This window comes from Erwinia sp. MYb416 (genome assembly GCF_037479575.1).
Lineage (GTDB): Bacteria > Pseudomonadota > Gammaproteobacteria > Enterobacterales > Enterobacteriaceae > Erwinia > Erwinia rhapontici.
Genome location: NZ_JBBGYT010000128.1, coordinates 1 through 862, shown reverse-complemented (window position 1 = coordinate 862; position 862 = coordinate 1). Strand labels below are relative to the sequence as shown.

Annotated in this window: 2 protein-coding genes; one reads left to right on the top strand and one right to left on the bottom strand. The window is 54.9% G+C overall.

Going from position 1 to position 862, the window contains the following annotated elements; all coding sequences use genetic code 11:
* Positions 1-645, top strand: a 645-nt coding sequence (locus WH277_RS01220) for an NAD(P)-dependent oxidoreductase (protein WP_339503903.1), incomplete at its 5' end; no start/stop codon positions are given.
* A gap of 34 nt (positions 646-679) precedes the next feature.
* Here the strand turns inward: WH277_RS01220 and WH277_RS01215 are convergent.
* A partial coding sequence (locus WH277_RS01215; protein ID WP_339503901.1) for a hypothetical protein occupies positions 680-862 on the bottom strand: 183 nt, incomplete at its 5' end.

Below are 862 nucleotides of genomic sequence, written 5' to 3'. Positions count from 1 at the left end.
CCCTGGATCCTCAATGCGATGGACAGCCCACAGATAGATACGTCGATTGCCACCGGCTACGGCGTCTGGAGCTCGATTCATAAAGTGATCATGCTGCGTCTGTCTGATGTTGCGCATCCGCTGGTGGCGATCCACGGTATGGGTAAAGTGGGTTCTGAAGTGGCCAGGCAGTGCCTGCAACAGGGGTGCGAGGTGGTGGGGTATGACATTAATCCACGCGCCGTTTTCCCTGAAGGCGTGCGCCGGGTTAACGAAGCGCAGCTATTCGAGTTGCGCAGTCATATCCTGTGTATCGCGTCACTGTCCGGCATTTTAACCCAGGATAACGTCACGCAGTTAGCCTGCGGATGGGTGGTCAGCAGCGCCAATTCACCGTTTAACAGCCAACTGGCGGAAGATGTGCTGATTGCACGCGGGATTCATTATCTGCCCGACTATGTCAGCAATGCGGGGGCGGTGATTTGTGACAGTATCGAAATGGCCTTTACCGAGCGCTACAACCAGATGAGCCAGGATCAGGTGAATGCCTATGTTTATTCGGTGATTGGGGCGAAAACGGAAGAGTTATTACGGCGTGCAACGCTGCTGGATTGTGAAGTGGGCAGGTTATTGCAGCCGGTAAAATCCGCGCTGATGGTGGCCTGATACACGGGGGATGGCACCTGCCATCCCCTTTTTTTTACCAGCGATAATCCACGCTGGCCGTGACGCTGCGATCCTGACCGACGAAGCAATACATCGCCGAGGTGCAGCTGGCCACATACTGCTGGTTTGTCAGATTGCTGACATTCACGGCCAGCGTGGTGCCTTTGAGCTGTGGCGTTAACTGCCCTAAATCATAGCTTACCGCCATATCCACCAG